Genomic DNA, 20,938 nt, shown 5'->3' on the forward strand with positions numbered 1-20,938 from the left:
GAACCAAAGCCTCTAGCGCCGCGCCTGCGGCCGTGCGCCGCCCTGGGCCTTGATCGCGCGCAGCACCTTCTCGGGCGTGATCGGCAGGTCGTCGATGCGCACGCCGACCGCGTTGAAGATCGCGTTGGCCACGGCCGGCAGCACCGGGTTTGCGCACATCTCGCCAGGACCTTTCGCGCCGAACGGACCATCCGGGGCAGGGCGCTCCAGCACCGCGATATCGTGCGGGCAGATGTCGCCGGGGCCCGGCATCAGATATTCGACGAAGTCGCGCGGGCCGTGCACGGGCTCGGGATAATAAGGCTCTGGCGTCTCATAGAGCGCGTGGCTGACACCCATCCAGGCGCCGCCGACGAGCTGCTGCTCGACCAGGCGGGGATTGAGCGCACGGCCGAGCTCGTAAGCCGAGTCCATCCGTATCATGGCCACTTCGCCGGTCTCGTCGTCGACATCGACCTCGGCGACGAGGCATGCGTGCGCGTAACAGGTCGCAGGCGACATCTCGCCGGTCTCCGGATTCACCTCCGAGAGCGGCACCAGGAAGATGCCACGGCCGGAGATGGTCCTGCCCTGCTTGAACTGCGCGGCGATCGCGACGTCCTTGGTCGAGATCGAGCGGTGCGGCGCGCCCTTGACGTGGATGTTGCCGCGCCCGTCGGTCTCGAGATCGGCGGCGTTGACCTCCAGTTCCTCGGCGGCGGCCTCCATCATGACGCCGCGCGCCTCGCGCGCTGCGGCCATCACGGCGTTGCCGACGCGATGCGTTCCGCGCGAGGCGAACGAGCCCATGCAGTGCGGGCCGGTGTCGGAATCTGCCGTGTCGACATAGACGTCCTCGACAGGCACGCCCAGCGTCTCCGCGCAAATCTGCCGCGTCACCGATTTCATGCCCTGGCCGAGATCGATCGACGACAGCGCCACCGTGAACTTGCCGCTCGGGTTGGAATGCACCAGCGCCTGGCTGGGATCGCCGCCGAGATTCATGCCGATGGGATAGTTGATCGATGCCATGCCGCGTCCGCGATGCCGGGTCATCTAGCGCCTCCTGGTGCCGAAGACGGAGGAGAAACGGGTTGCGCCGTGCGATGGCGCTGACGGCCGCGGCGAGGGTGGCGGCGGAGCCGGCGGTGGCGGCTCGCGCGGCGGTTCACGGGTGACGGTGGGCGGCAGCCGGTCGTAGCTGGTACGCTGCTGCACCGGAGCAGTGGATCGTGCGCGCGAAGAGTCCGTGGGTGTCGGCGGGATCACGGCGCGGCTGCCGCCGCCGTCCTTGCGCGAGGAGGCGCGCTTGAACTCGTCGCGGATCGGCCACTTTGCTTTCTCAGCCGCGACCTGCACGCATTCGATCAGCGCGGTGTTCTTGGCCTCGCGCCGGTGCGCCTTCATGTCGCCGTCGCGATAGGCGTTGAGGATGCGAAACTCCATCGGATCCATGCCGACGAGGTTCGCCAGCTTGTCCATCTGGCACTCGATGGCAAAATCCATCGCGGTCACACCGAAGCCGCGCATCGCGGTCGCCGGCGTGCGGTTGGTGAAGACGCAATAGACATCGCCATAGACGTTGGGGATGGTGTAGGGCCCCGGCAGATGCGCGGCGCATTTCACCGCCGCGTAGCTGGAGAGGCGCGTATAGGCGCCGCTGTCGAAATAGCATCGGATCTTGCGCGCGACGATGCGGCCGTCGCGCATCACGCCGTCCTTGATGTAGATGCGCTCGGCGCCGCGCGGGGGGCCGTATTGCATCTCCTCCTCGCGTCCGAACACGTAGCGTACGGGCTTTCCGGTCAGCATGGCGCCGAGGATGGCGAGCGGTTCGGTCAGCGTATCCACCTTGCCGCCAAAGCCGCCGCCCACGGTGCCGCCGATGAAGTGGAAGGTGTTCGAGGGGACGTCGAGGATCTTGGCGCAGGTGTCGACCGAGAAGAACAGCGCCTGGGTCGAGGTGTAGACGACATAGCGGCCGTTGGTGTCGGGTGCGGCGATGGCGCCATTGGTCTCGGTCGGCGCGTGCTCGATCGGCGACATCTGGTAGCGCTGCTCCAGCACGTGATCGGCAGTCCCCAGCGCCGCATCGGCATCGCCGAACCGAAGCCGCTGGTGGTCGTAGGTCTCGTGGTAGGTGAACGTGTTCTTCGGGTAAGTCTCGTTGACCACGGGGGCGCCGGGTTTGAGCGCGTCCTCGACGTCGAACAGGGCCGGCAGCGGCCCATAGTCGATCCTGACTTTTGCGATCGCCTCGAAGGCCTCGCGCTCGCTGTCGGCGACGATGGCGACGATTGGTTCGCCCTTGTAGCGGACCTTGTCGACGGCGAGCGACGGCTCATCGTCCTTGCCGAAATTGATCAGGCTGAGCAGCGTGTTGAGATTCACAGGTACGTCGGCGCCGCGGATGATCCGGCGCACGCCGGCGGACCGCTCGGCCTCTGACGTGTCGATGCGGCGAATCCGTGCATGCGCCTGCGTCGAGCGCACGACCTTCAGGTGCAGCATGCCCTGAAGCTTGTGGTCATTAAAGTAGCTCGATGTGCCCGTGACATGGCCTAGCATGTCCTGGCGCTGCGTGCCCTTGCCGATCTCCTTCAAATTATCGTCGCGCTCGTCGGCGAAAATGTCCTTGCGCAATTCCAGCATGGTGACGTCCTTCAGGCGCTGACCCGGCCGCCGGCGACGGCGAGGATGGCATTGATGATCGGCTCATAGCCGGTGCAGCGGCAGATATTGCCGGAGATGGCCTCGATGACCTCGTCGCGGCTCGGCGAGGGGTTGCGGTCGAGCAGGGCTTTTGCAGCCATCAACATGCCTGGCGTGCAGTAGCCGCACTGGGCGGCAAAATTGTCGGCGAAGGCGCGCTGCAGCGGATGCAGGTTCGGTCCCTGCTTCATGCCGTCGAGCGTTTCGACCGAGCGTCCAGTCACAGTCTCTGCCAGGGTCAGGCAGGAGAGGTGAAGCTCACCATCGATCATCACACTACAGGTGCCGCAGCCGCCCTGGCCGCAGCCGAATTTCGGCGTCATATCGCCGATCAGCTCGCGCAGCGCCACCAACAGATTGGTGCCGCCGTCGACGAAGATCGCGACCTCGCGCCCGTTGTGACGAAATTGCAAGGGAATCTTGGACATTGGCTCTATTCCTGTCCGGACAGCAGGCGGCGCAGATGAACGCCGACGATCTCGCGGCGATACCACGCGCTGCCCAGCGCGTTGTCGGAGGGCGATGTTCCTTCGGTGGCAGCGGATGCCGCGGCGGCAATGGTCGCCGCATCCAGCGAACGGCCCTCGAGCGCCCGCTCGGCCGCGCGTGCGCGGATCTGCGTCGGAGCCATTGAGCCCAGCGCGATCCGGGCCCCAGCGATCCGGCCTCCCGAGATCGGCAGATGCGCGGCCAGCGTGATGACCGAACCGCCCTTCGGCTTGATGCGCGCGATCTTGCGATAGCGGAATGCCTCGACGCTTGCCGGCCGGGTGCACGAGATCGACAGCACCAACGTCCCGGCCTGCCGATCGCGCGCCTGCAGGAATTCTTCGATTCCGATATCGCGCGAGCCAAAGCCGCCTTGCACAGCGACGGTGGCATCGAGCGCCAGCAGCGCGACGGTGAAATCCCCGTAGGGGTTCGGCGCAAAGAGGTTGCCGCCAACGGTGCCCATGTTGCGTACCGCCGGGCCGCCGATGGAACGGGCAGGGGCGTGCAGGAAGGAAAGGTCACGCTCGGCAAGGATGCGCGCGAAGGTGACGCTGGCGCCCAGCGTGACGCGCGGGCCGGAGGCTTCGATCCGGGTCAGCGCCTGGTCCTGTGCGCGAACGATGGTCGAGATCGAAACGTCGCCCTCGTTCAGCGCCCGCATCACCAGCGTGCCTCCGCCGAGATAGCGCGCGCTGCGGTCCGAGGACAGCGCTCCGGCCGCCTCGCTGGCGCTCGCAAAGGTCTTCACTGTCACGGCCATCTAGGCGGCCTCCTTCAGATGGCGGCGGATTGCGTCGAATCCGGCTTGATAAATGTTTTCAGCGACCATGTGGGCGATGCGGTCGCGATCCTCCGGCTTCGTGGTGAAGCGGGATTCCCAATGCCAGAAGGTGCGGTCGCCGTCGGTCACCGGCAGCAGGCGGACATGGGCGACGTAGTTGAACATCGGGATCGGGGTATCGAGCAGGCAGTAGCTGAAGCTTTGTTCGAGATCGGACAGTGCCAGCAATTGCTCGCGCAGCTCGGCGCCGTCCTTGAGCTTGAAGCGCCTGACGCAGCCGATCTTGTCCGATGCCTGCGCGCGTTCGATGGAAGAGGTTGCGACTGCGGGGTGCCAGCGATCATGCCCGTTGAAATCGCGCAGCACCGACCAAGCCGCATCGGTCGGCGCATCGAGGATGGTGCTCTTGACGATGTGTGGCACCGGCTAGCCTCCGAACACGCGCTTGAGGGCATCGAACCCGCCCTGGAACACGCCGCCGCCGATATTGGTGACGAGCTCGGGCTCCCGCTCCGGCGCGCAGTCGAATTCCGCGGTCCATTCCACAAACGTCTGGTCGCCGTCGGTGACGGGCGTGAGCCGGAGGGTCGCGACGTAATTCTCGACCCCCATCGGCGATTCCAGGATCGAATAGGTGCAGAACATGTCGTAATCCGAGAGCCCGAGCAGCTTCTCGCGGATGCGGTCGCCGTTGCGCAGGCGAAAGTCCCTGACGCAACCGATCTTGTCGGCGGGCTCGCCGCCTTCGATGCGGCTCTCGGCGATGGCCGGGTGCCAGTTCGGCAGGCCGTTGAAATCGCGCACCCGCGCCCAGACGCGATCGTTGCGGGCATTGACGACGGTGGAGACGTAGATGCGGGCCATGGCGCGACCTCAGCTCTTCTTCCGTGGCCCGCGCTCGGCCGGCGGCTCGCCACTACCTTCGGCCGCAGGCGTGGAGGCCGCAGGTTTCTCGCCGCCGCCCTTGCGCGCGGAGTCCTTGATGCCCTGCATGTCGCGGGCTTCGCGGATCAGGCCGGGCATCTTGGCGAGGCTGCCGCCCTCGACCCCGATGTCGGATAGGATGGAGTCGATCAGCGGCGCCTGGACGCGATAACGCAAGGCGGAGTCGATCACCTCGTCAGTGGCGCTGCGGCCGCCATTGCCACCATTCCCATTGCCATTGAGACCGTCGACCTGGAGGATGCGGATGCCCTCGATCTTCTCCATCGGCTTGACGCTCTCGCGCACGATTCCCTCGATGCGGTCGAGCAGCTTTCGGCGGAACAGCGAGTAGCGCGCCTGGTCGGTGAGTACGTTCTCCGCCTCGTTGAGCATCCGCTGCGCCTCGGCCTCGACGGCCGCGCGCACACGCTCGGCCTCGGCGGCAATCCGGGTCTCCTCGGCCTGCTTCTCGGCGAGCAGTACCTCGACCGTCTTGCGACGCTTTGCGATCTCGCTCTCGCGCGCTGTGATGACGCGTTCGGTGGCCTCGGTGGCGCGCATCCGGGCTTCCTCCGCCATCGCCTTGGCGGCCGATTCCTCAAGCGACTTCTGATGAATCGCGATCGCTTTCTCCATCAGGACCGTCTCGACCTCCTTCTCACGGTTCACCTCCAGCTTGCGTAACTCGCGCTCGCGGCCGATCCGGGCTTCGTCGAGGCCACGATCAGAGGCGATGCGGGCACGCTCCACTTCCTCGCGGGAGGCGATCTCGGCCTCCTGCAGCGACTGGACGCGGGCCACCTCGAGCTGCTCGATCGCGCGGCGGCGCTCCAGGCGGGCGGCCTCCAGCGCCTGCTCACGCGAGACATCTGTGGTCTCGACCTCCTTGCGGGCGACGATCTCGGCCTGCCGGACCTGGCGGTCCGCATCGATCCGCTCGGACTTCTTGGCGGACAGCGCGATGACGCGATCTTCGTCGGCGATCTCGATCGCCTTCTTCTGCTCGATATTGAGCACCTCGCGTTTCTTGGACGAATTGATCCGCTCGGCCTCCAGCGCCAGATCGACGGTAATGCGCTGGCGCTCGATGGCATCGCGCCGTTTCAGCTCGGCGGCTTCCAGAATGCCGGTGCGCTCGATCTCGAGCGAGCGCGTGTCGCGCTCGGCCTGGATGCGCTCGGCCGCGACCGCCTTCTCCTGGGCGATCCGGGCGGCCTCGATCGCCTCGCGCGAGGCGATGTCGGCTTCCTCGACGGCGCGATTGCGGGCGATCTCCAGCGAGCGAACGCGCTCCTCCTGGGCGATGCGCGAGGCCTCGGTGGTTTCGCGCGCGGCAATGCCGGCGACGTCGAGCGCCTGGTTGCGCTCGATCTCCAGTTGACGCGTGTTCTGCTCGGCGGCGATGCGCTCGGCGGCGAGCGTCCGCTCGCGGGCGATGCGGGCGGCTTCGACGGCGCGCTGCGCCTCGATCTCGGCCTCCTGGATGGTGCGGACCTGCTGGATCTCGAGCGCACGCGTGCGCTCGTCGGAGGAGATGCGCTCGACATTGACGGTCATGGTCTGGGAAATGCGGGCCTTCTCGGTGGCCTCGCGCGCGGCGATCTCGGCTTCGTCCACGGCGCGGGTGCGCTCGATCTCGCGGCGCCGCGTCTCCTCTTCGTTGGCGATGCGGGCATCGGTGACGACGCGGTCCTGCTGGATCCGGGCCTTCTCGATCGCCTCGCGGGCCGCGATCTCGGCTTCCTCGACCGTGCGCATCCGCTCGATCTCTCGCTGGCGGACCTCGCGCTCGGAGGCGATGCGGGTGGTGTCGATCGAGCGCTGGTTCGCGATCCTGGTCTTTTCGATCTCCTCGCGCGCCAGCAGCTCCTTCTCCTCGATGGTGCGGGTTCGCTCGATCTCCCTCTGACGGGTCTCGCGCTCCGAGGCGATGCGGGCTTCCGCGATCGCCTGGTCGTTGGCAATGCGGGCGCGCTCGATGGCCTCGCGGGCCGAAATCTGCGCCTGTTCGGCCTCAGTCTCGCGGAGCGCCCGTTCGCGGGCGACTTCCGTGCGCTGGAGCGCACGGCGCATCTCGATGTCGCGCTCCTGCTCGAGGCGCGCCGTCTCGCTCTCACGCTCGATCTCCAGCGCCTGCCGCTCGGCTTCGAGATTGCGGGAGCGAATCTTGATCATCGAGTCCTGCTCGATGTCGTTGCGCAGCTTCCTTTTGGCTTCGATGTCCTCCATCAGCCGCGTCAGGCCTTCCGCGTCGAACCGGTTCGACGGGTTGAAGAATTCGAGGTCGGTCTGGTCGAGATCGGTGATCGCGACGGATTCCAGCTCGAGGCCGTTCTGGGCGAGCGCCTCGGCCGCATTGGTCTTGACGCGCGCGACATAGTCGCCGCGCCGCTCGTGCATCTCCTCCATCGTCATTTCGGAGGCGACTGAACGGATCGCGGAGATGAACTTGCCGGCCAGCAGGGCGTGCAACTGCCCCGGTTCCATGGTGCGGCGGCCGAGCGTGGCGGCCGCGATCGAGACGGCTTCGCGGGTCGGCTGCACGCGAACATAGAAGTCGGCCTCGATGTCGACGCGCATGCGGTCGCGGGTGATCACGGCATCCTGCCGCGAACGCACGATGCCCATCGGCAGCACGTTCATGTTCACAGGCGTGTAGTCGTGGATGAACGGCAGCACGAAGGCGCCGCCATTGATCACCACGCGCTCGCCGAGGAAACCGGTCCGGACGAACGAGGTCTCCTTGGAGGACCGATGGTAGAGCCAGTTCACGATATAGACGCCGACCACGATCACGACGATCGCGACGATCAGCCAGAGGATCAACTCACCGACCAGCATCCCTGACATCTTTCCCTCCCTCGAACCTATCAGGCGTCAGCGCGCGCCGATCGCCTTGAATTGCCGCACCTGCTCCGTCAGCGCCCGCTCCACCGGCAGCCGCTCCATTGAGGAAGCGCCGTAGAAGCCGTGGCAATGGCGGGTGTTCTTCATGATGAAATCAGCGTCGGCGGGATCGGCGATCGGACCGCCATGGGCCAGCACCAGGATCCCCGGATTGACGCTGAGCGCGGCGGAGGCCCAGATGTCGATCTGCGCGGGACAGTCCTCGAGCTTCGGCGCGGTCTGGGCGCCGATCGTGCCGCCGGTCGTCAGGCCCATGTGACAGACGATGATGTCGGCGCCGGCGATCGCCATCGCGGCGGCTTCCTTCTCGCTGAACACGTAGGGTGTCGTCAGCATGTCCTTGTCGTGCGCCTTGGCGATCATGTCGATCTCGAGCGCGTAGGACATGCCGGTCTCTTCGAGATTGGCGCGGAAGGTGCCGTCGATCAGGCCGACGGTCGGAAAGTTCTGGACACCCGCAAATCCGAGCGCCTTCAGCTGGTCGAGAAACACGTCCATGTCGCGGAACGGATCGGTGCCGTTGACGCCCGCAAGCACCGGCGTTCGGGTGACCACCGGCAGCACCTCGCCGGCCATTTCCAGCACGATGGCATTGGCATCGCCGTAAGCCATCAGGCCAGCGAGCGAGCCGCGGCCGGCCATGCGGTAGCGACCGGAATTGTAGATCACGATGAGATCGACGCCGCCGGCCTCCTCGCATTTTGCCGACAGGCCGGTGCCGGCGCCGCCGCCGACGATTGGCTCACCGCGCCTCGCCATGTCGCGAAACGTCTTCAGAAGGGCTGCGCGTTCAAACCTGGCCATCGGTCACCTCGCTAGTCTCCGCCGCGTGCCGGTGCGGCCGAACAGCGTTCGGAACGCGCTGGCGATGGCGGCGGCGAAGTCGGGATCGTTGATGTTCTTGGGCGTGCGAATGAGCTGGCGGTTGCCGGTCTGTCGCACGTTGCGTTCCAGCGCGCGGAACAGCGCGGCGTCAGCATCCGGATCCCAGAACGGCTGACCTCGCGCATCGAGCGCGGACACGCCGCCCTCGGGCAAGAAGAAGCGCACAGGGCCGTCCATCTGGTTGAGCCGGTCGGCGATCCAGCGGCCCATGCGCTCGTTCTCTTCGGCCGTGGTCCGCATCAGCGTCACCTGCGGATTGTGGACGTGGAATTTGCGGCCGCGGTAGCGCTCGGGGATGGTGTCGGGCGCGCCGAAATTGACCATGTCGAGCGCGCCGACCGAGCCGATATAGGGGAGGCGCGTGCGGATGATTGCGCCGAAGCGATCCTCGGTCGCAGGAAATACGCCTCCCATCAGGAGGTCGCAGATTTCAGTCGTGGTGAGGTCGATGACGCCCGAGAGCTGACCGGACTCGACGAGCTTTTCCATGGAACGGCCGCCGACCCCGGTGGCATGGAAGACCAGGCACTCGAAGTCATCGCGCAGATCGGCGGTGATCTTCTGCACGGCCGGCGTGGTGACGCCGAACATGGTGATTCCGACCGAAGGCAGAGCGCCGGCCTCGCGCGTCGTCGCAGCAGGCGTATCGATCCGCGCCTTGACCATGCCGGCGAGCGCATTGGCACCGTTGGCCAGAACGGCGCGCGAGATCGAGTTCAACCCTTGGACGTCGGTGACCGAGTACATCATCGTGATATCGGCGGGGCCGACATAAGGCCCGACGTCGCCCGAGGCGACCGAGGAGATGATCAGCTTTGGCACACCGACGGGAAGGGCGCGCATGGCCGGCGCGACCAGCGATGCCGCCCCCGAACCGCCGGCCGAGATCACGCCGGCGACATTGCCCTGACGCCGCAGCCAGTTGGCGAATGCATCGGCCATCGCGGTCACGGCAGTGCCCCGATCGGCGCCGAATACGGCGGATCCGCCGCGGCCGTGGTTCAGGGCAATCTCCTGCGCAGAGACATCGCAGCTGGAATGCCTGCCACTGGTCGAAACATCGACCAGGCGGGTCCGGAGACCGGTTCCTGCGATGACGTCGCGGATGAAACGCAATTCGGTGCCCTTGGTGTCGAGCGTGCCGACGACCAGCACGACCGGCGGGCCTGTGGTCGGCGGCGCCGCCGCCTCCCGCTGGCGCCGCATCGTCCCTTCCAGCCGTGCGACATGCGTCGAGACCGTGCGGGCTGCTGCCTCGATGCGGGCGATGGGCACGGGTTGGGACCATCGCGTCGGCAGCGTCGGGTTGGAGATGTAAATGCGGATCGGCCCGTCAGGGCGCGGCGCCGGGGCGGGCCTCGTCTCGGGACCTGACGGGGAGATGTCGCCATCGGGCTCGAGTTCGGCGTGAAGTCCGACGCCGAGCAGGCGCTGCTGGAGCTCGCGGTCGGCGGCAAGTTGGCCGGAGTCGATGATGCGGTTGATGCGGCCATTGACCATGATCGCGACGTTGCGCGAGATCGCCGTGGCGACGCCGATGTTCTGCTCGATCACGAGCACGGCCATGTCGTCATCCTCGCCGAGCTGGAGCAGCATGTCCTCAACCTGCGCGACGATGACGGGCGCGAGCCCTTCGGTCGGCTCGTCCATGATCAACAGATGCGGGTTGGTGAGCAGCGCTCGCGAGATCGCCAGCATCTGTTGCTCGCCGCCCGACAATTGGCCGCCACCGTGTCCCCTTCGTTCGGCGAGGCGCGGGAAGGTGTCGTAGATGCGCTCGATGGTCCAGGCCCCTTGCCGCATGCCACCGGCAAGCTGCAGATGCTCGTCGACGCTGAGCGAGCGCCAGAGACGGCGTCCCTGCGGCACATAGCCGACGCCGAGCCGGGCGATCTGCGCCGGCGGCCGCCGCGTGATGTCCTCACCGCGAACGCGGATCGAGCCACCGCTCACGCCAACGAGGCCCATGATCGCCTTGCACAGCGTGGTCTTGCCCATGCCGTTGCGGCCGACGACGGAGAACACGCCGCTTTCCAGCGTGAGATCGACGCCCTGCAGCGCGTGCGAGTGACCATAGTAGACGTCGAGGCCGCGGACCTCGAGCGCGGCATTGCTGCGGCGGGTCTCAGTCATGGCCGCCTCCGAGATAGAGTTCCTGCACCTCGGGATCGGACTGGATTTCCTGCGGCAGGCCTTCCTTGAACACGCGGCCGTTGTGCATCATCGTGACGCTTTCGACGACGCGCAAGGCCACGTCCATGTCGTGTTCGATGATGATGTAGCCGATATGAGCGGGCAGGGAGGTCAGGATCTCGATCAGCTCGGCCCGCTCGGTGGGCGACAGGCCCGCGGCCGGCTCGTCGAACAGGACGAAGCGCGGGGCGCCGGCAAGCGCGAGCGCGATCTCGAGCTGACGCTGCTGGCCATGCGCGAGCTCGGCCACGCGCTGGTCCTTCACGGCGGACAGGTGTACGGCCTGCACGAGGTTGTCGGCGGCATGCATCAGGGCGTCGTTCTTTCCCGGACGCAGGAACGAGAAACGTCCGCGCGAGACGCCGCGGCAGGCGAGGTAGACGTTGTCCTGCACGCTGAGACCGGGAAACAGTGCCGAGATCTGGTAGGTCCGGCGCAGCCCGCGGCGGATGCGTTCATAGGGAGGGAAGTGGGTGACGTCCTCGCCAAAGAAGCGAATGGTGCCGGAGGAGGGCAGGAAGTCGCCGGTGATGCAGTTGAACAGCGTGGTCTTGCCGGCGCCGTTGGAGCCGAGGACCGCGCGCCGCTCGCCCGGACGCACTGTGATGGTGACGTCGGTCAGCGCGGCGAGCGCGCCGAACAGCCGCGTCACGCCGCGCAGCTCTAGCGCTGCGCCAGCGCCGACGGCGGAAAGCCGCTGGGCGACGCTATCCATGGCCGCGCCCTCCGGCAGGGCGATCGCTGCGGGGACGATGACTTTGACGCCAGCGCTGCCACAGGCCGATCACGCCATCCGAGGACCAGAACACGATGGCGAGGAAGCCGAGCCCGATCAGGAGGCGGAAACGATTGCCGTCGAGTCCGAGCCGGACCAGGAAGTCGAGCGCGAAAGTGCGCAGCAGCACGAAGATGAGAGCGCCGATGAAGGGACCGATCGGCCGGGTGATGCCGCCGACGACGGCGATGATCAACACGTCGATGCAGGCACCGACGCTGACCGAGCCCGGCGAAATCTGCCGATAGTTCCAGACCTGGAGAACGCCGGCGAGCGCGGCGACGAAGGACGCGAAGGCATAGGCGGCGACGCGATGGGCGTTGACGTTGAAGCCCAGCGCAGCCATGCGCCTCGGATTGTCGCGCACGCCCTGAAGCGCGAGGCCGAACGGGGCGCGCGCGAGATATTCGACCGCGAAATAGCAGAGCGCGGCGACCGCGAGCACGACATAATAGAAAGGAATGTCCGCGCGCCAGTTCACGCCCCAGAAGTGCGGCGTGGCCACGGTGTTGATCCCGGTATGGCCGTTGAAGATCGCCCAGTTCTGGTTGGTGAAATAGTAGAACGCCGCGCCGATCGCGAGCGTAATCATGATGGTGTAGATGCCCTCAGTGCGTACCGCGAGTGCGCCGCCGAGCGTGCCGAACGCGGTCGCCAGCGCCAGCGCCATCGGGACAGCGAGCCACCACGGCCAGCCCAGGCTGATATTGGTGTTGCCGCTGACCCCGAATACGGCGACCATGTAGGCGGTGAAGCCGGCGATGGTGAGCTGCATCAGGCTGACCATGCCGCCGTAGCCGGCGAGGAACATCAGGCTCAGTGCCATGATGCCGAGGATCAGCGCGGTCGCGAAGATCTCGATCAGGAAGAAGCCGTTGGCGATCAGCGGCATGATCACGAGGATGGCCGCGACGATCCAGGCAGCGGGATTGTTGATCTCCGGCCATGTCCGCGCGGGGCGCTGCGCCAGCGCGGGACGAGCGGGGACGCGGGCGTCGTGGGCGAGCGACATCTCAGCGCCTCGCCAATAGGCCCTGCGGCCGGATAGCCAGCACAAGCACCATGATCAGGAAGGTCACGACGATGGCGTAGGTCGGGATGTAGACCGAGCCGAGCTGCTCGGCGAGGCCGATGATCAGCGCGCCGAGCGCTGCACCGGGGATCGAGCCCATGCCGCCGACGATCACGACGACGAGCGAGGCGAGCAGGAAGCGGATGTCCTCCCCGGGCGACAAGGACTGGAAGGTGCCGCCGACGACGCCGGCAATGCCCGCAAGTCCCGCGCCGAAGGCGAACACCAGCACGAAGACGAGCTGGATGCGCACGCCAGTTGCCGCGAGGATGTCGCGATCGTCGACGCCGGCGCGGATGATCATGCCGATCCGGGTGCGGTTGAGCGCAAGCCACATCGCGAGCCCGATCACGACGGACGCCGCGAAGATCACGAGCCGCACCATCGGGTATCTGAGATAGACCGGCTCGCCCGAGGATTTCACCGCGGTGATCAGCGGCAGGTCCACAGGCCCGATCAGCCAGCCGGGCGTCTGGATCTGGTAGAAATCGCCGCCGCAGGCCCACAGCATGAGATCGGCGAACACGATCGACAGTCCGATCGTCACCATGGTCTGTCTGAGATCTTGGCCTTCCATGCGTCGGAACACGATCACCTGAAGCAGAACGCCGACCAGGGCAGTCAGGACGAAGGCAACGATGAATCCGAGGATCCAGGAGCCGGTCGATGTACTGATGGCGTAGCCGACATAGCCGCCGAACAGATAGAGCGAGCCGTGGGCGAGATTGACGTTGCGCATCAGGCCGAAGATCAGCGTGAAACCGCTGGCGACGAGAAAGTAGAGGCCTCCGAGCGTGATGCCGTTGAAGACGGCGTTGAGGAAGACCCGCTTGCGGCCGATCGCCTCTTCGAGACCCGGCGGCCAGACGGCGAAGATCAGCCAGAGCGCTATTGCGACCGCGATGATGACGATCAGCGCCCAGGCAGGATGGCGTTCGATGAAACGGCTCATATGCGCCGCCCGGTTGTTGGGGCGGCACGCCGATAGCTCATCGAATGCAGGTCGGACAGCCTTGCAGCGGCTGCAGGCCTTGCCATGGACGTGCGCTCCCGTCGGTCGCGATCGTCTCGGGATCGCGTTGCCGACATCCTAGCCGGGCGGGGAGGGCGACGTTTGATCGTGAGTATCTTTTCGTGGCCCGTCAGCCGCGCAAAACCTTGGCTGCGCGACGATAATCAGTCGGCGCCATCCCCACATTGGCGGCGAAGAAGCGGGTGAATCCGCTCTGCGACGAGAAGCCGAGATCGAAGCCGATGTCGGCGATGGGCGTCTCGCCGGTGACCACTGCCTCGAGCGCCTGTTCCATGATCAGGGTGTTGAGATAGAGATTCGGGGTGATGCCGGTCTGGACGCGGAACAACCGGTAGAAGTGCGGCCGCGACAGGCCGGACTCCCGCGCGATGGCGTCGAGCTCGATCTCGGCGCCGGGACTCTCCGACATCATCTTGATGCATTTGCGTACGCGAAAATCGGTGACGGAACCGCTTGCGCGCGGATCGCGCGCGATCTCCGCCTGCTGCCAGCTTTCGTCGTAGCAGATGTCGATCAGCTGCCTCAGTTCCGAATCGAGGCTGGAGAGCGACGGCGCGCCGCACACGAGCGCGGCGGTCCGCCTGATGTGCTTGTCGAGCGCAGGCGTGCGCCTGAACTGGGTGCGGCCGAAACGCAGCCGGTCGGAACCAGGGGCGTCCGGCGCGAACCATTCGGCATTGACATAGAGCACGAAGAAGATGGCGCCGCCATCGAGATCGGTCGGCAGGAAGTTGTGCGGCTCCCACGGATTGACCGCGACGACGGAAGAGTCGGTGAGATCGTAGTGTCCGTCGGACACATCGATACATGCGCGCATGCCGCCGACATGGAAGATCAGATGACCTTCTCGATGGGCGTGGATATTGAAAGGGCGGTTCAACTGATAGACCGTCGCCCGGCCGAAGCGGCCGTGGAAGACGGCGAGCGCACGGCTCATGCCTTCCCTCCCGAACGTTCTTCTTTTCAGCCAGCGTTCAACAACGCGGCCGGATTTGCAAGAGCGGAGAGCGCCCGCGTCAGCGGGTCGCTCCCCGGTGTTGCTAACTGCCGATTGGTTGCGTCAGTACTTCTTACATTCCGGCACGGTGCGGCTCGGCAGCCCGATCTTGGAGAACACGGCCGGATCGTAGCCAAGCGTCTGGTTCACATTCGGGATCACCTTCACCACCTTGCTGAACAGCGCGCCCTTGCCGTCATCGACGACTTCGGTGACGAAGTTGGTACCGATCGCCTGGCGGTTGGAGTCGAGCTTGATCTTGCCGTTGGGCGCGTCGAGCTCGATCTTCGCCAGTGCGGCCTTGAACTTCGACTGATTGTCGCTGAGATCGCCGTTGACTTCACGCAGCGCGAGGATCAGCGCCATCGTCGAGCCATAATAGTTGGTGGCCAGCAGCGAAGGGCTCGGGAAGCGCTTGTTGGGCGGGAAGGCGTCCTGATAGGCCTTGACGAACTTTTGCCAGCCCGGATCCTCCCAGGTGTCGGCCTGGCCGCTCGCCGCGATGGTGCCGATGAGGGCATTCTTGGCGTTGCCCTTCGACGACAGGATGGTCTGGTCGATCATGATGGATCCGCCCATCAGATGCGCCTTGCCGCCGGCCTGCTGATACTGGTTCAGGAAGTTGACGGCATCCGCGCCGCCAAGCCCGAGATAGATCGCATCGACGTCGTCGGGCAGGGCGGCGATGACGGAGGCGAAGTCCTTGGTGCCGAGCGGCACCCATTGCCGGTTGGTGACCTGTCCGCCCAAGCCGCAGAATTCGAGCACCAGCCCGAACACCTGGGTGTAGATGAAGGAATAGTCCTCGCCGACAGTTGCGATCTTGCGATACTTCTTGTCCTCATAGGCGTATTTGCCGAGGCCCACCTGCCACTGCGCGCCGTCCATGTTGTAGCGGAAGAAGTTCGGAGCAGGATCGACATAGGTGGTCTCCTGCGCGCCCGATGCCGCGTTGATGAAGGTCAGCTCGGGATGGGTCTTCGCGAAATTCTTCACCGCGATGCCTTCGTCGCCGGACAGCGGCGACAGCAGGATCTGCACCCTGTCCTGCTCGATCAGCTTGCGGACCGCGCGGACCGCGGAGTCCGGCGTCGCGTCGGTCGAGGCGACGATGAATTCGAGCTCCTTGTCGCCGATCTTCTTGCCCAGCACGTTGAGAGCCGTCTGGTGGCCGCGCATGCCGTCCTCGCCGAGCACCGTGTAGGTGCCTTCGAGAGTCGCGGTCACGCCGACCTTGATTTTCTCCTGGGCGATTGCTGCGCCCGAAAGAAACAGGCTGCTCAGCGCGAGCAGTCCAATACTGCATTTCGACATTGTGCTCCTCCCTGTGTCGTCGATTTGTTGCCGCGCCGAACCGGCGCGGCGCCCGTGGCTCTCGGCGGCCCGCGGCTTTGGAAGGAAGCTAGCTGAAGTCGCACGCGATGCATGCGTCGACGCCTCGTCCGGCTTGACGGGCAGTCTCATTTTTGGATGTTGCGGCGCAGATGGTTTCGCGGTGCAGCAGGCGGAAGATCAATACAGTGGGATGAATTCGGCAACCCGTGTCCAGTTGCTGCGACCATGCTCAAAGCATGTCACACCCAGCCGCCATCAACGATGTAGTGCTGCGCCGTGCAGGCAGAGGCCTCGTCGGAAGCGAGGAAGATGGTGAATTTCGCGACCTCGTCCGGCACGAGCCGGCGCTTCAGGCACTGGCGCTGCTGCAGTTCGATCTCGCCGGCCGGCGTCATCCATTTCTCGAGCTGGCGCTCGGTCATGATCCAGCCCGGGGCGATTGCATTGACGCGAATGTTGTAGGGACCGTAGTCGCGCGCTAGCGACCGCGTCAGCCCGATCACGCCTGATTTGCTGGCGGTGTAGGCCGCCATGCCGCCTTGGCCGGCGATCCACGACACCGAGCCGAAATTGATGATGGCGCCGGCGTTTGCGGCCTTCATGTCCGGCAGCACGGCTTGCGAGGCAAAGAACTGATGCTTCAGATTCACCGCGATGCGGTCGTCCCAATAGTCCGGCGTCATCTCCTCGGTCTTGTGCCGTTCGTCATGCGCGGCGTTGTTGACGAGAATGTTGATCGCACCGTGCGCCTTGCGTGCCTCCGCGATGCCGGCGCGCAGCGCTGGGATGTCGGTCAGATCGACGTGCTGAAAATGCGCCGCCAGGCCTTGGTCCGACAGCTCGCGCGCCAGGCGTTGGCCCTCGTCGACCTTGATGTCAAAGAACACGACCCTGGATTTTTGCTCCGCGAACCGTCGCACGATTGCAGCGCCAATTCCCGCTGCACCGCCGGTGACGAGAACGACCTTGCCGGCGAGGTCGGAATAGATGGCGGCCATGGGAACCTTTCAGTTTGTTACGGGCGGCGAAGGCCGCCCGATTCTTTTGCGGACCTTAGCCATTTCGCGCGTGAGGTGCATAGGTCAGAATTTTAGTTGCGTACCTCAAAAACTGAAGGCAGGATTGCGGCCAAAGAACAAGAGCCGATTGGGAGGACGTGATGAGGCTGCTCGCCAAGCTGGGACTCACCGCTGCCGCATGCCTGCTTTGGGCCAGTTCCGCGTCGGCCGACACCACCGTCAAATGGCTGCACATCGAGGTGAATCCGGCCCAGGTCAAGATCTGGGAAGAGGTCGCACGGGCCTATGAGGCATCGCATCCCGGTGTGAAGGTCGAGATGCAATTCCTCGAGAACGAGGCCTACAAGGCCAAGCTGCCGACCATCCTGCAATCCAAGGATCGGCCGAACATCATCTACAGCTGGGCCGGCGGCGTCTTGAAGACGCAGATCGAGGCCGGGGTCCTCGAGGACATCACCGACCAGGTGAAGGGCTACAGCGACACTATCACGCCGGCGGCGCTCGCTGCGTTCACGCGCGATGGCCGCGTCTATGGCCTGCCCATTTCGCTGTCGCAGGTCGGCTTCCTCTGCAACAAGGAGCTGATGGCCAAGGCAAAGGTCGATCCCGCCGCCATCAAGACGTGGGACGATCTGCTCGCCGCGGTGAAGACACTCAAGGCGGCGGGCATGACGCCGATCGTGGTCGGCGGCGCCGACAAATGGCCGCTGCACTTCTACTGGACCCACCTTGCCGTGCGTATCGGCGGCAAGGCGGCGTTCGACGCCGCGCTGCGCGGCGAGAATGGCGGCTTCGCCGGCGAGACCTTCCAGAAATCCGGCGAGCTGTTCAAGCAGCTCGTTGATCTCCAGCCGTTCCAGAACGGCTTTCTCGGTTTCAAAAACCCGCAGGCTGTCGGCTATTTCGGCGACGGCAAGGCCGCGATGACGCTCGCGATCAGCTCGGTCTATAATCTGCAGCGCGCGCTCGCCGCCGACAAGGTAGGATTGAGCGAGGACAAGATCTGCTGGTTTGATTTCCCCGTCGTACCCGGCGGCAAAGGCGCGCCGACGGATACGCTCGGCGGCATCACCGGCTGGCTGGTGACCAAGGGCTCGCCGAAGGAGGCGGTCGACTTCCTGAAATACTTCATCTCTAAGGACGTGCAGACGCGGCTCGCTGCGGGCAGCTACATCATCCCCGTGGTGCAGGGCGCGGACGCCGGCCTCAACAATTCCTTCATGAAGCTGATCGCCGCCAATCTGGCGAAGTCGAACTATCACCAGAACTTCTACGATCAGAGCCTCGGTCCCTCGATCGGTCGCGTCGTCAACGACGTCACCGCGGAGATTGCCGGCGGCAGCATGAGCCCGCAGGATGCTGCAAAAGCGATCGATGCGGCGTTCAAGCAGGGTAACTGACGGTGGCGCGGCGGATCGCGATCGCATCGCCGATCGGTGTTGCTGACGGGGCAGTCCCGCAGGCTGCGGTCCGAGGCCCGGGCTGGGACGGCCGTTTCACCGTCCTGATCCTGTTCCTGCCGCCGGCCTTGCTGCTGTTCACGTTGTTCGTGGTGCTGCCGATCGGCGAAGCTGCCTGGTACTCCGGCTTCAACTGGAATGGCTTCGGCAGGCCCACCAATTGGATCGGCTTCGACAATTACCGCTTCGTGCTCGAAACCCGCGCCTTCTGGCTCGCGCTGCGCAACAACGGACTGATCATCGCCGTCTCGCTCGCAATCCAGCTGCCGCTCGCGCTGACGCTGGCCCTGATGCTCGCCGAGCGCTTTCGCGGGGCGGTGGCGCTGCGCATGCTGTTCTTCATGCCCTATATCCTGGCCGAGATCGCGACGGGGCTCATCTTCAGCTTCGTCTACGACGGCGATTACGGCCTCGTCGCCTCGATCTGGCGCACTTTCGGCGCCGAGCCGCCGCATCTCTTGGCCTCGACCGACACAGCGATGCTGGCGGTGCTGATCGTGATCGTCTGGAAGTATTTTGGCTTCCACATGATGCTGTTCATTGCGGCGTTGCAGAGCCTCGACAAGAGCCTGATCGAGGCCGCGCGCATCGACGGCGCGACGCGTTCGCAGGCGCTGCGCCATGTCGTGATTCCCTTGCTCTATCCCACCATCCGGCTCTCCGTATTCTTCGCGATCATCGGCTCGCTGCAGCTGTTCGATCTCGTCATGCCGCTGACGCGCGGGGGACCTGCGGATTCCTCGAACACGATGGTGAGCTTTCTCTACAACAATGGCATTTCGCGGATGCGGGTCGGCTACGGCAGCGCCATCGGCGTCATTCTTTTTGTGATCTGCGTGACCTTTGCCTTCACCTACAAGCGATGGTTCATGCGCGATGAGTGATGTCGGAACCACGCGCGCGCTGTTCGATCCCGCCGTGCTGTTCAAGGCGGCATTTCTCGGCATCGTTGCCATCTTCGTGCTGGTGCCGCTGCTTGCGACCTTGCTCGGCGGCTTCAAATCGCTTGGCGAATTGCGGGTCAATCCGTTCGGCCTGCCGCAGCACTGGGAATGGCAGAACTATGCCGACATCCTGTTTTCGGGGCGTTACTGGCAGCTCCTGCGCAACTCGCTGATCATCTCGACCCTCACGGTGACCTTGACCCTGATCACGGCTTCGATGGCGGCGTTCACCTTCGCCCATGTGAGGTTCTATGGGTCATCGATGCTGCTGAGCTATCTGACGATCGGCCTCTTGTTTCCGGCGGCGACCGCCGTGCTGCCGCTGTTCATTAGGGTACGCGATCTCGGCCTGCTCGATACTTATTTCGGCGTCGCGTTGCCGCAGGTCGCCTTCAGCCTGGCCATGAGCGTGCTGCTGCTGCGGCGCTTCTTCAAGGACATCCCCTATGAGCTGCTCGAGGCAGCGCTGGTCGACGGCTGCAGTTACATCAAGTTCTTCCGCTACGTGACGCTGCCCTTGTCGCGGCCGATCCTTGCGACGGTCGGCACCATCACCTTCGTCAACAGCTGGAACGCCTATCTGCTGCCGCTGGTGATGCTCAACACCGATGCGCTCTATCCCTGGCCGCTCGGCATCATGGTTTACCAGGGCGAGTATTCGTCCGAATGGCACCTGATCCTGGCCTTCATCACCCTCACCATCCTGCCGACGATCATACTGTTCCTGCTGGCGCAGAAGCACATCGTCGCCGGCCTGACGGCAGGTGCCGTCAAGGGATGAACAAGCCTTCACGGAGATCATCATGAGAAAAGTCGGCGTGGGAATCATCGGCTGTGGTGTCATCAGCACAGCCTACCTCAAGGCAGCGCAGCGCTTCCCCGTCATGGAGGTGAGGGCGCTCGCCGACATGCGCAGCGATGTCGCGGAGCGCCAGGGTGCCGCCTTCAACCTGCCGGCGATGCGGGTCGACCAGCTGCTCAAGCGCGACGACGTCGAGATCGTCATCAATCTCACCGTGCCGCTTGCACATACCGATGTCAGCCTCGCGGTGCTCAACGCCGGCAAGCACGTTCACTCCGAGAAGCCGCTCGGCATCAACGTCGCGGAAGCCCGCAAGGTGATGGATCTCGCCGCGCAGAAGGGCCTTCGCGTCGGCTGCGCGCCCGACACCTTCCTCGGTGGTGGGCACCAGACCGCGCGCAAGCTGATCGACGAGGGCGCGATCGGCACGCCCGTGGCGGGCAACGCCTTCTTCGGCTGCCCCGGCCACGAGCGCTGGCATCCGGCGCCGGGCTTCTATTATCTGCGCGGCGGCGGGCCGATGCTCGACATGGGTCCGTATTACATCACAGATCTCGTGCAGCTATTGGGACCGGTCGCCAGCGTGATGGGCTCGACCGCGCGTCCGAAGTCCGAGCGTCTGGTCACC

19 protein-coding genes are annotated in these 20,938 nt (G+C 65.2%); 4 read left to right on the forward strand and 15 right to left on the reverse strand.

Going from position 1 to position 20,938, the window contains the following annotated elements; translation table 11 throughout:
- Positions 1-12: 12 nt before the first annotated feature.
- The 15 genes from G8O24_RS05820 to G8O24_RS05890 all read right to left on the reverse strand — a co-directional run bounded on the left by G8O24_RS05820 (position 13) and on the right by G8O24_RS05890 (position 17,083).
- Positions 13-1,035 carry a xanthine dehydrogenase family protein molybdopterin-binding subunit gene (locus G8O24_RS05820; RefSeq protein WP_188097380.1) on the reverse strand — a complete coding sequence of 341 codons (1,023 nt, stop codon included), beginning with the start codon at positions 1,033-1,035 and terminating at the stop codon, positions 13-15.
- Positions 1,036-2,631, reverse strand: coding sequence for a xanthine dehydrogenase family protein molybdopterin-binding subunit (locus G8O24_RS05825; RefSeq protein ID WP_188097382.1), 1,596 nt, complete (start codon positions 2,629-2,631; stop codon positions 1,036-1,038).
- A gap of 11 nt (positions 2,632-2,642) precedes the next feature.
- Entirely contained in the window at positions 2,643-3,119 is a 477-nt protein-coding gene (locus tag G8O24_RS05830; RefSeq protein WP_188097384.1) for a (2Fe-2S)-binding protein, read from the reverse strand.
- 5 nt (positions 3,120-3,124) lie between these two features.
- On the reverse strand, positions 3,125-3,943 hold the full coding sequence (locus G8O24_RS05835; protein ID WP_188097386.1) for an FAD binding domain-containing protein: 819 nt from the start codon (positions 3,941-3,943) through the stop codon (positions 3,125-3,127).
- Positions 3,944-4,387 (reverse strand): SRPBCC family protein, encoded by a 444-nt coding sequence (locus tag G8O24_RS05840; RefSeq protein ID WP_188097388.1) that lies wholly within the window; start codon positions 4,385-4,387, stop codon positions 3,944-3,946.
- A gap of 3 nt (positions 4,388-4,390) precedes the next feature.
- A complete protein-coding gene (locus G8O24_RS05845) occupies positions 4,391-4,828 on the reverse strand; it encodes an SRPBCC family protein (protein ID WP_188097390.1) in 438 nt (145 codons plus the stop codon).
- A gap of 9 nt (positions 4,829-4,837) precedes the next feature.
- On the reverse strand, positions 4,838-7,738 hold the full coding sequence (locus G8O24_RS05850) for a flotillin family protein (protein ID WP_188097391.1): 2,901 nt from the start codon (positions 7,736-7,738) through the stop codon (positions 4,838-4,840).
- 27 nt (positions 7,739-7,765) lie between these two features.
- Positions 7,766-8,599: a phosphoenolpyruvate hydrolase family protein gene (locus G8O24_RS05855; protein WP_188097393.1), complete on the reverse strand. Its 834-nt coding sequence runs from the start codon at positions 8,597-8,599 to the stop codon at positions 7,766-7,768.
- Between the two features lie 3 nt (positions 8,600-8,602).
- The gene (locus G8O24_RS05860; protein ID WP_188097395.1) at positions 8,603-10,813 is read right to left on the reverse strand and encodes an ABC transporter permease; all 2,211 of its coding nucleotides are present in this window, start codon (positions 10,811-10,813) and stop codon (positions 8,603-8,605) included.
- On the reverse strand, positions 10,806-11,588 hold the full coding sequence (locus G8O24_RS05865) for an ABC transporter ATP-binding protein (RefSeq protein ID WP_188097397.1): 783 nt from the start codon (positions 11,586-11,588) through the stop codon (positions 10,806-10,808). Before G8O24_RS05865 ends, G8O24_RS05860 begins: the two co-directional genes overlap by 8 nt.
- Complete coding sequence (locus G8O24_RS05870; protein ID WP_188097399.1) at positions 11,581-12,660, reverse strand: branched-chain amino acid ABC transporter permease; 1,080 nt, start codon at positions 12,658-12,660, stop codon at positions 11,581-11,583. The genes G8O24_RS05865 and G8O24_RS05870 overlap by 8 nt, the downstream gene beginning before the upstream one ends.
- A 1-nt stretch (position 12,661) precedes the next feature.
- Positions 12,662-13,672, reverse strand: coding sequence for a branched-chain amino acid ABC transporter permease (locus G8O24_RS05875; RefSeq protein ID WP_188097401.1), 1,011 nt, complete (start codon positions 13,670-13,672; stop codon positions 12,662-12,664).
- Positions 13,673-13,862: 190 nt separating this feature from the next.
- Positions 13,863-14,690 carry a helix-turn-helix transcriptional regulator gene (locus G8O24_RS05880; protein WP_188097402.1) on the reverse strand — a complete coding sequence of 276 codons (828 nt, stop codon included), beginning with the start codon at positions 14,688-14,690 and terminating at the stop codon, positions 13,863-13,865.
- A gap of 123 nt (positions 14,691-14,813) precedes the next feature.
- On the reverse strand, positions 14,814-16,064 hold the full coding sequence (locus G8O24_RS05885; protein WP_188097404.1) for an ABC transporter substrate-binding protein: 1,251 nt from the start codon (positions 16,062-16,064) through the stop codon (positions 14,814-14,816).
- A 260-nt stretch (positions 16,065-16,324) separates the two neighbouring features.
- Entirely contained in the window at positions 16,325-17,083 is a 759-nt protein-coding gene (locus G8O24_RS05890) for an SDR family NAD(P)-dependent oxidoreductase (RefSeq protein ID WP_188097406.1), read from the reverse strand.
- Positions 17,084-17,244: 161 nt separating this feature from the next.
- Between G8O24_RS05890 and G8O24_RS05895 the strand changes: the two genes are divergently transcribed.
- The 4 genes from G8O24_RS05895 to G8O24_RS05910 all read left to right on the forward strand — a co-directional run.
- A complete protein-coding gene (locus G8O24_RS05895) occupies positions 17,245-18,504 on the forward strand; it encodes an ABC transporter substrate-binding protein (RefSeq protein WP_188097408.1) in 1,260 nt (419 codons plus the stop codon).
- Between the two features lie 2 nt (positions 18,505-18,506).
- Positions 18,507-19,448, forward strand: a complete 942-nt coding sequence (locus G8O24_RS05900) for a carbohydrate ABC transporter permease (protein WP_188097410.1) — start codon at positions 18,507-18,509, stop codon at positions 19,446-19,448.
- Positions 19,441-20,289 carry a carbohydrate ABC transporter permease gene (locus G8O24_RS05905; protein WP_188097411.1) on the forward strand — a complete coding sequence of 283 codons (849 nt, stop codon included), beginning with the start codon at positions 19,441-19,443 and terminating at the stop codon, positions 20,287-20,289. The genes G8O24_RS05900 and G8O24_RS05905 overlap by 8 nt, the downstream gene beginning before the upstream one ends.
- Positions 20,290-20,311: 22 nt before the next feature.
- Positions 20,312-20,938 (forward strand): Gfo/Idh/MocA family protein (locus G8O24_RS05910; RefSeq protein ID WP_188097413.1); only part of this gene is annotated, 627 nt, incomplete at its 3' end.

Source organism: Bradyrhizobium campsiandrae (assembly GCF_014529705.1).
Taxonomy (GTDB): Bacteria; Pseudomonadota; Alphaproteobacteria; order Rhizobiales; family Xanthobacteraceae; genus Bradyrhizobium; species Bradyrhizobium campsiandrae.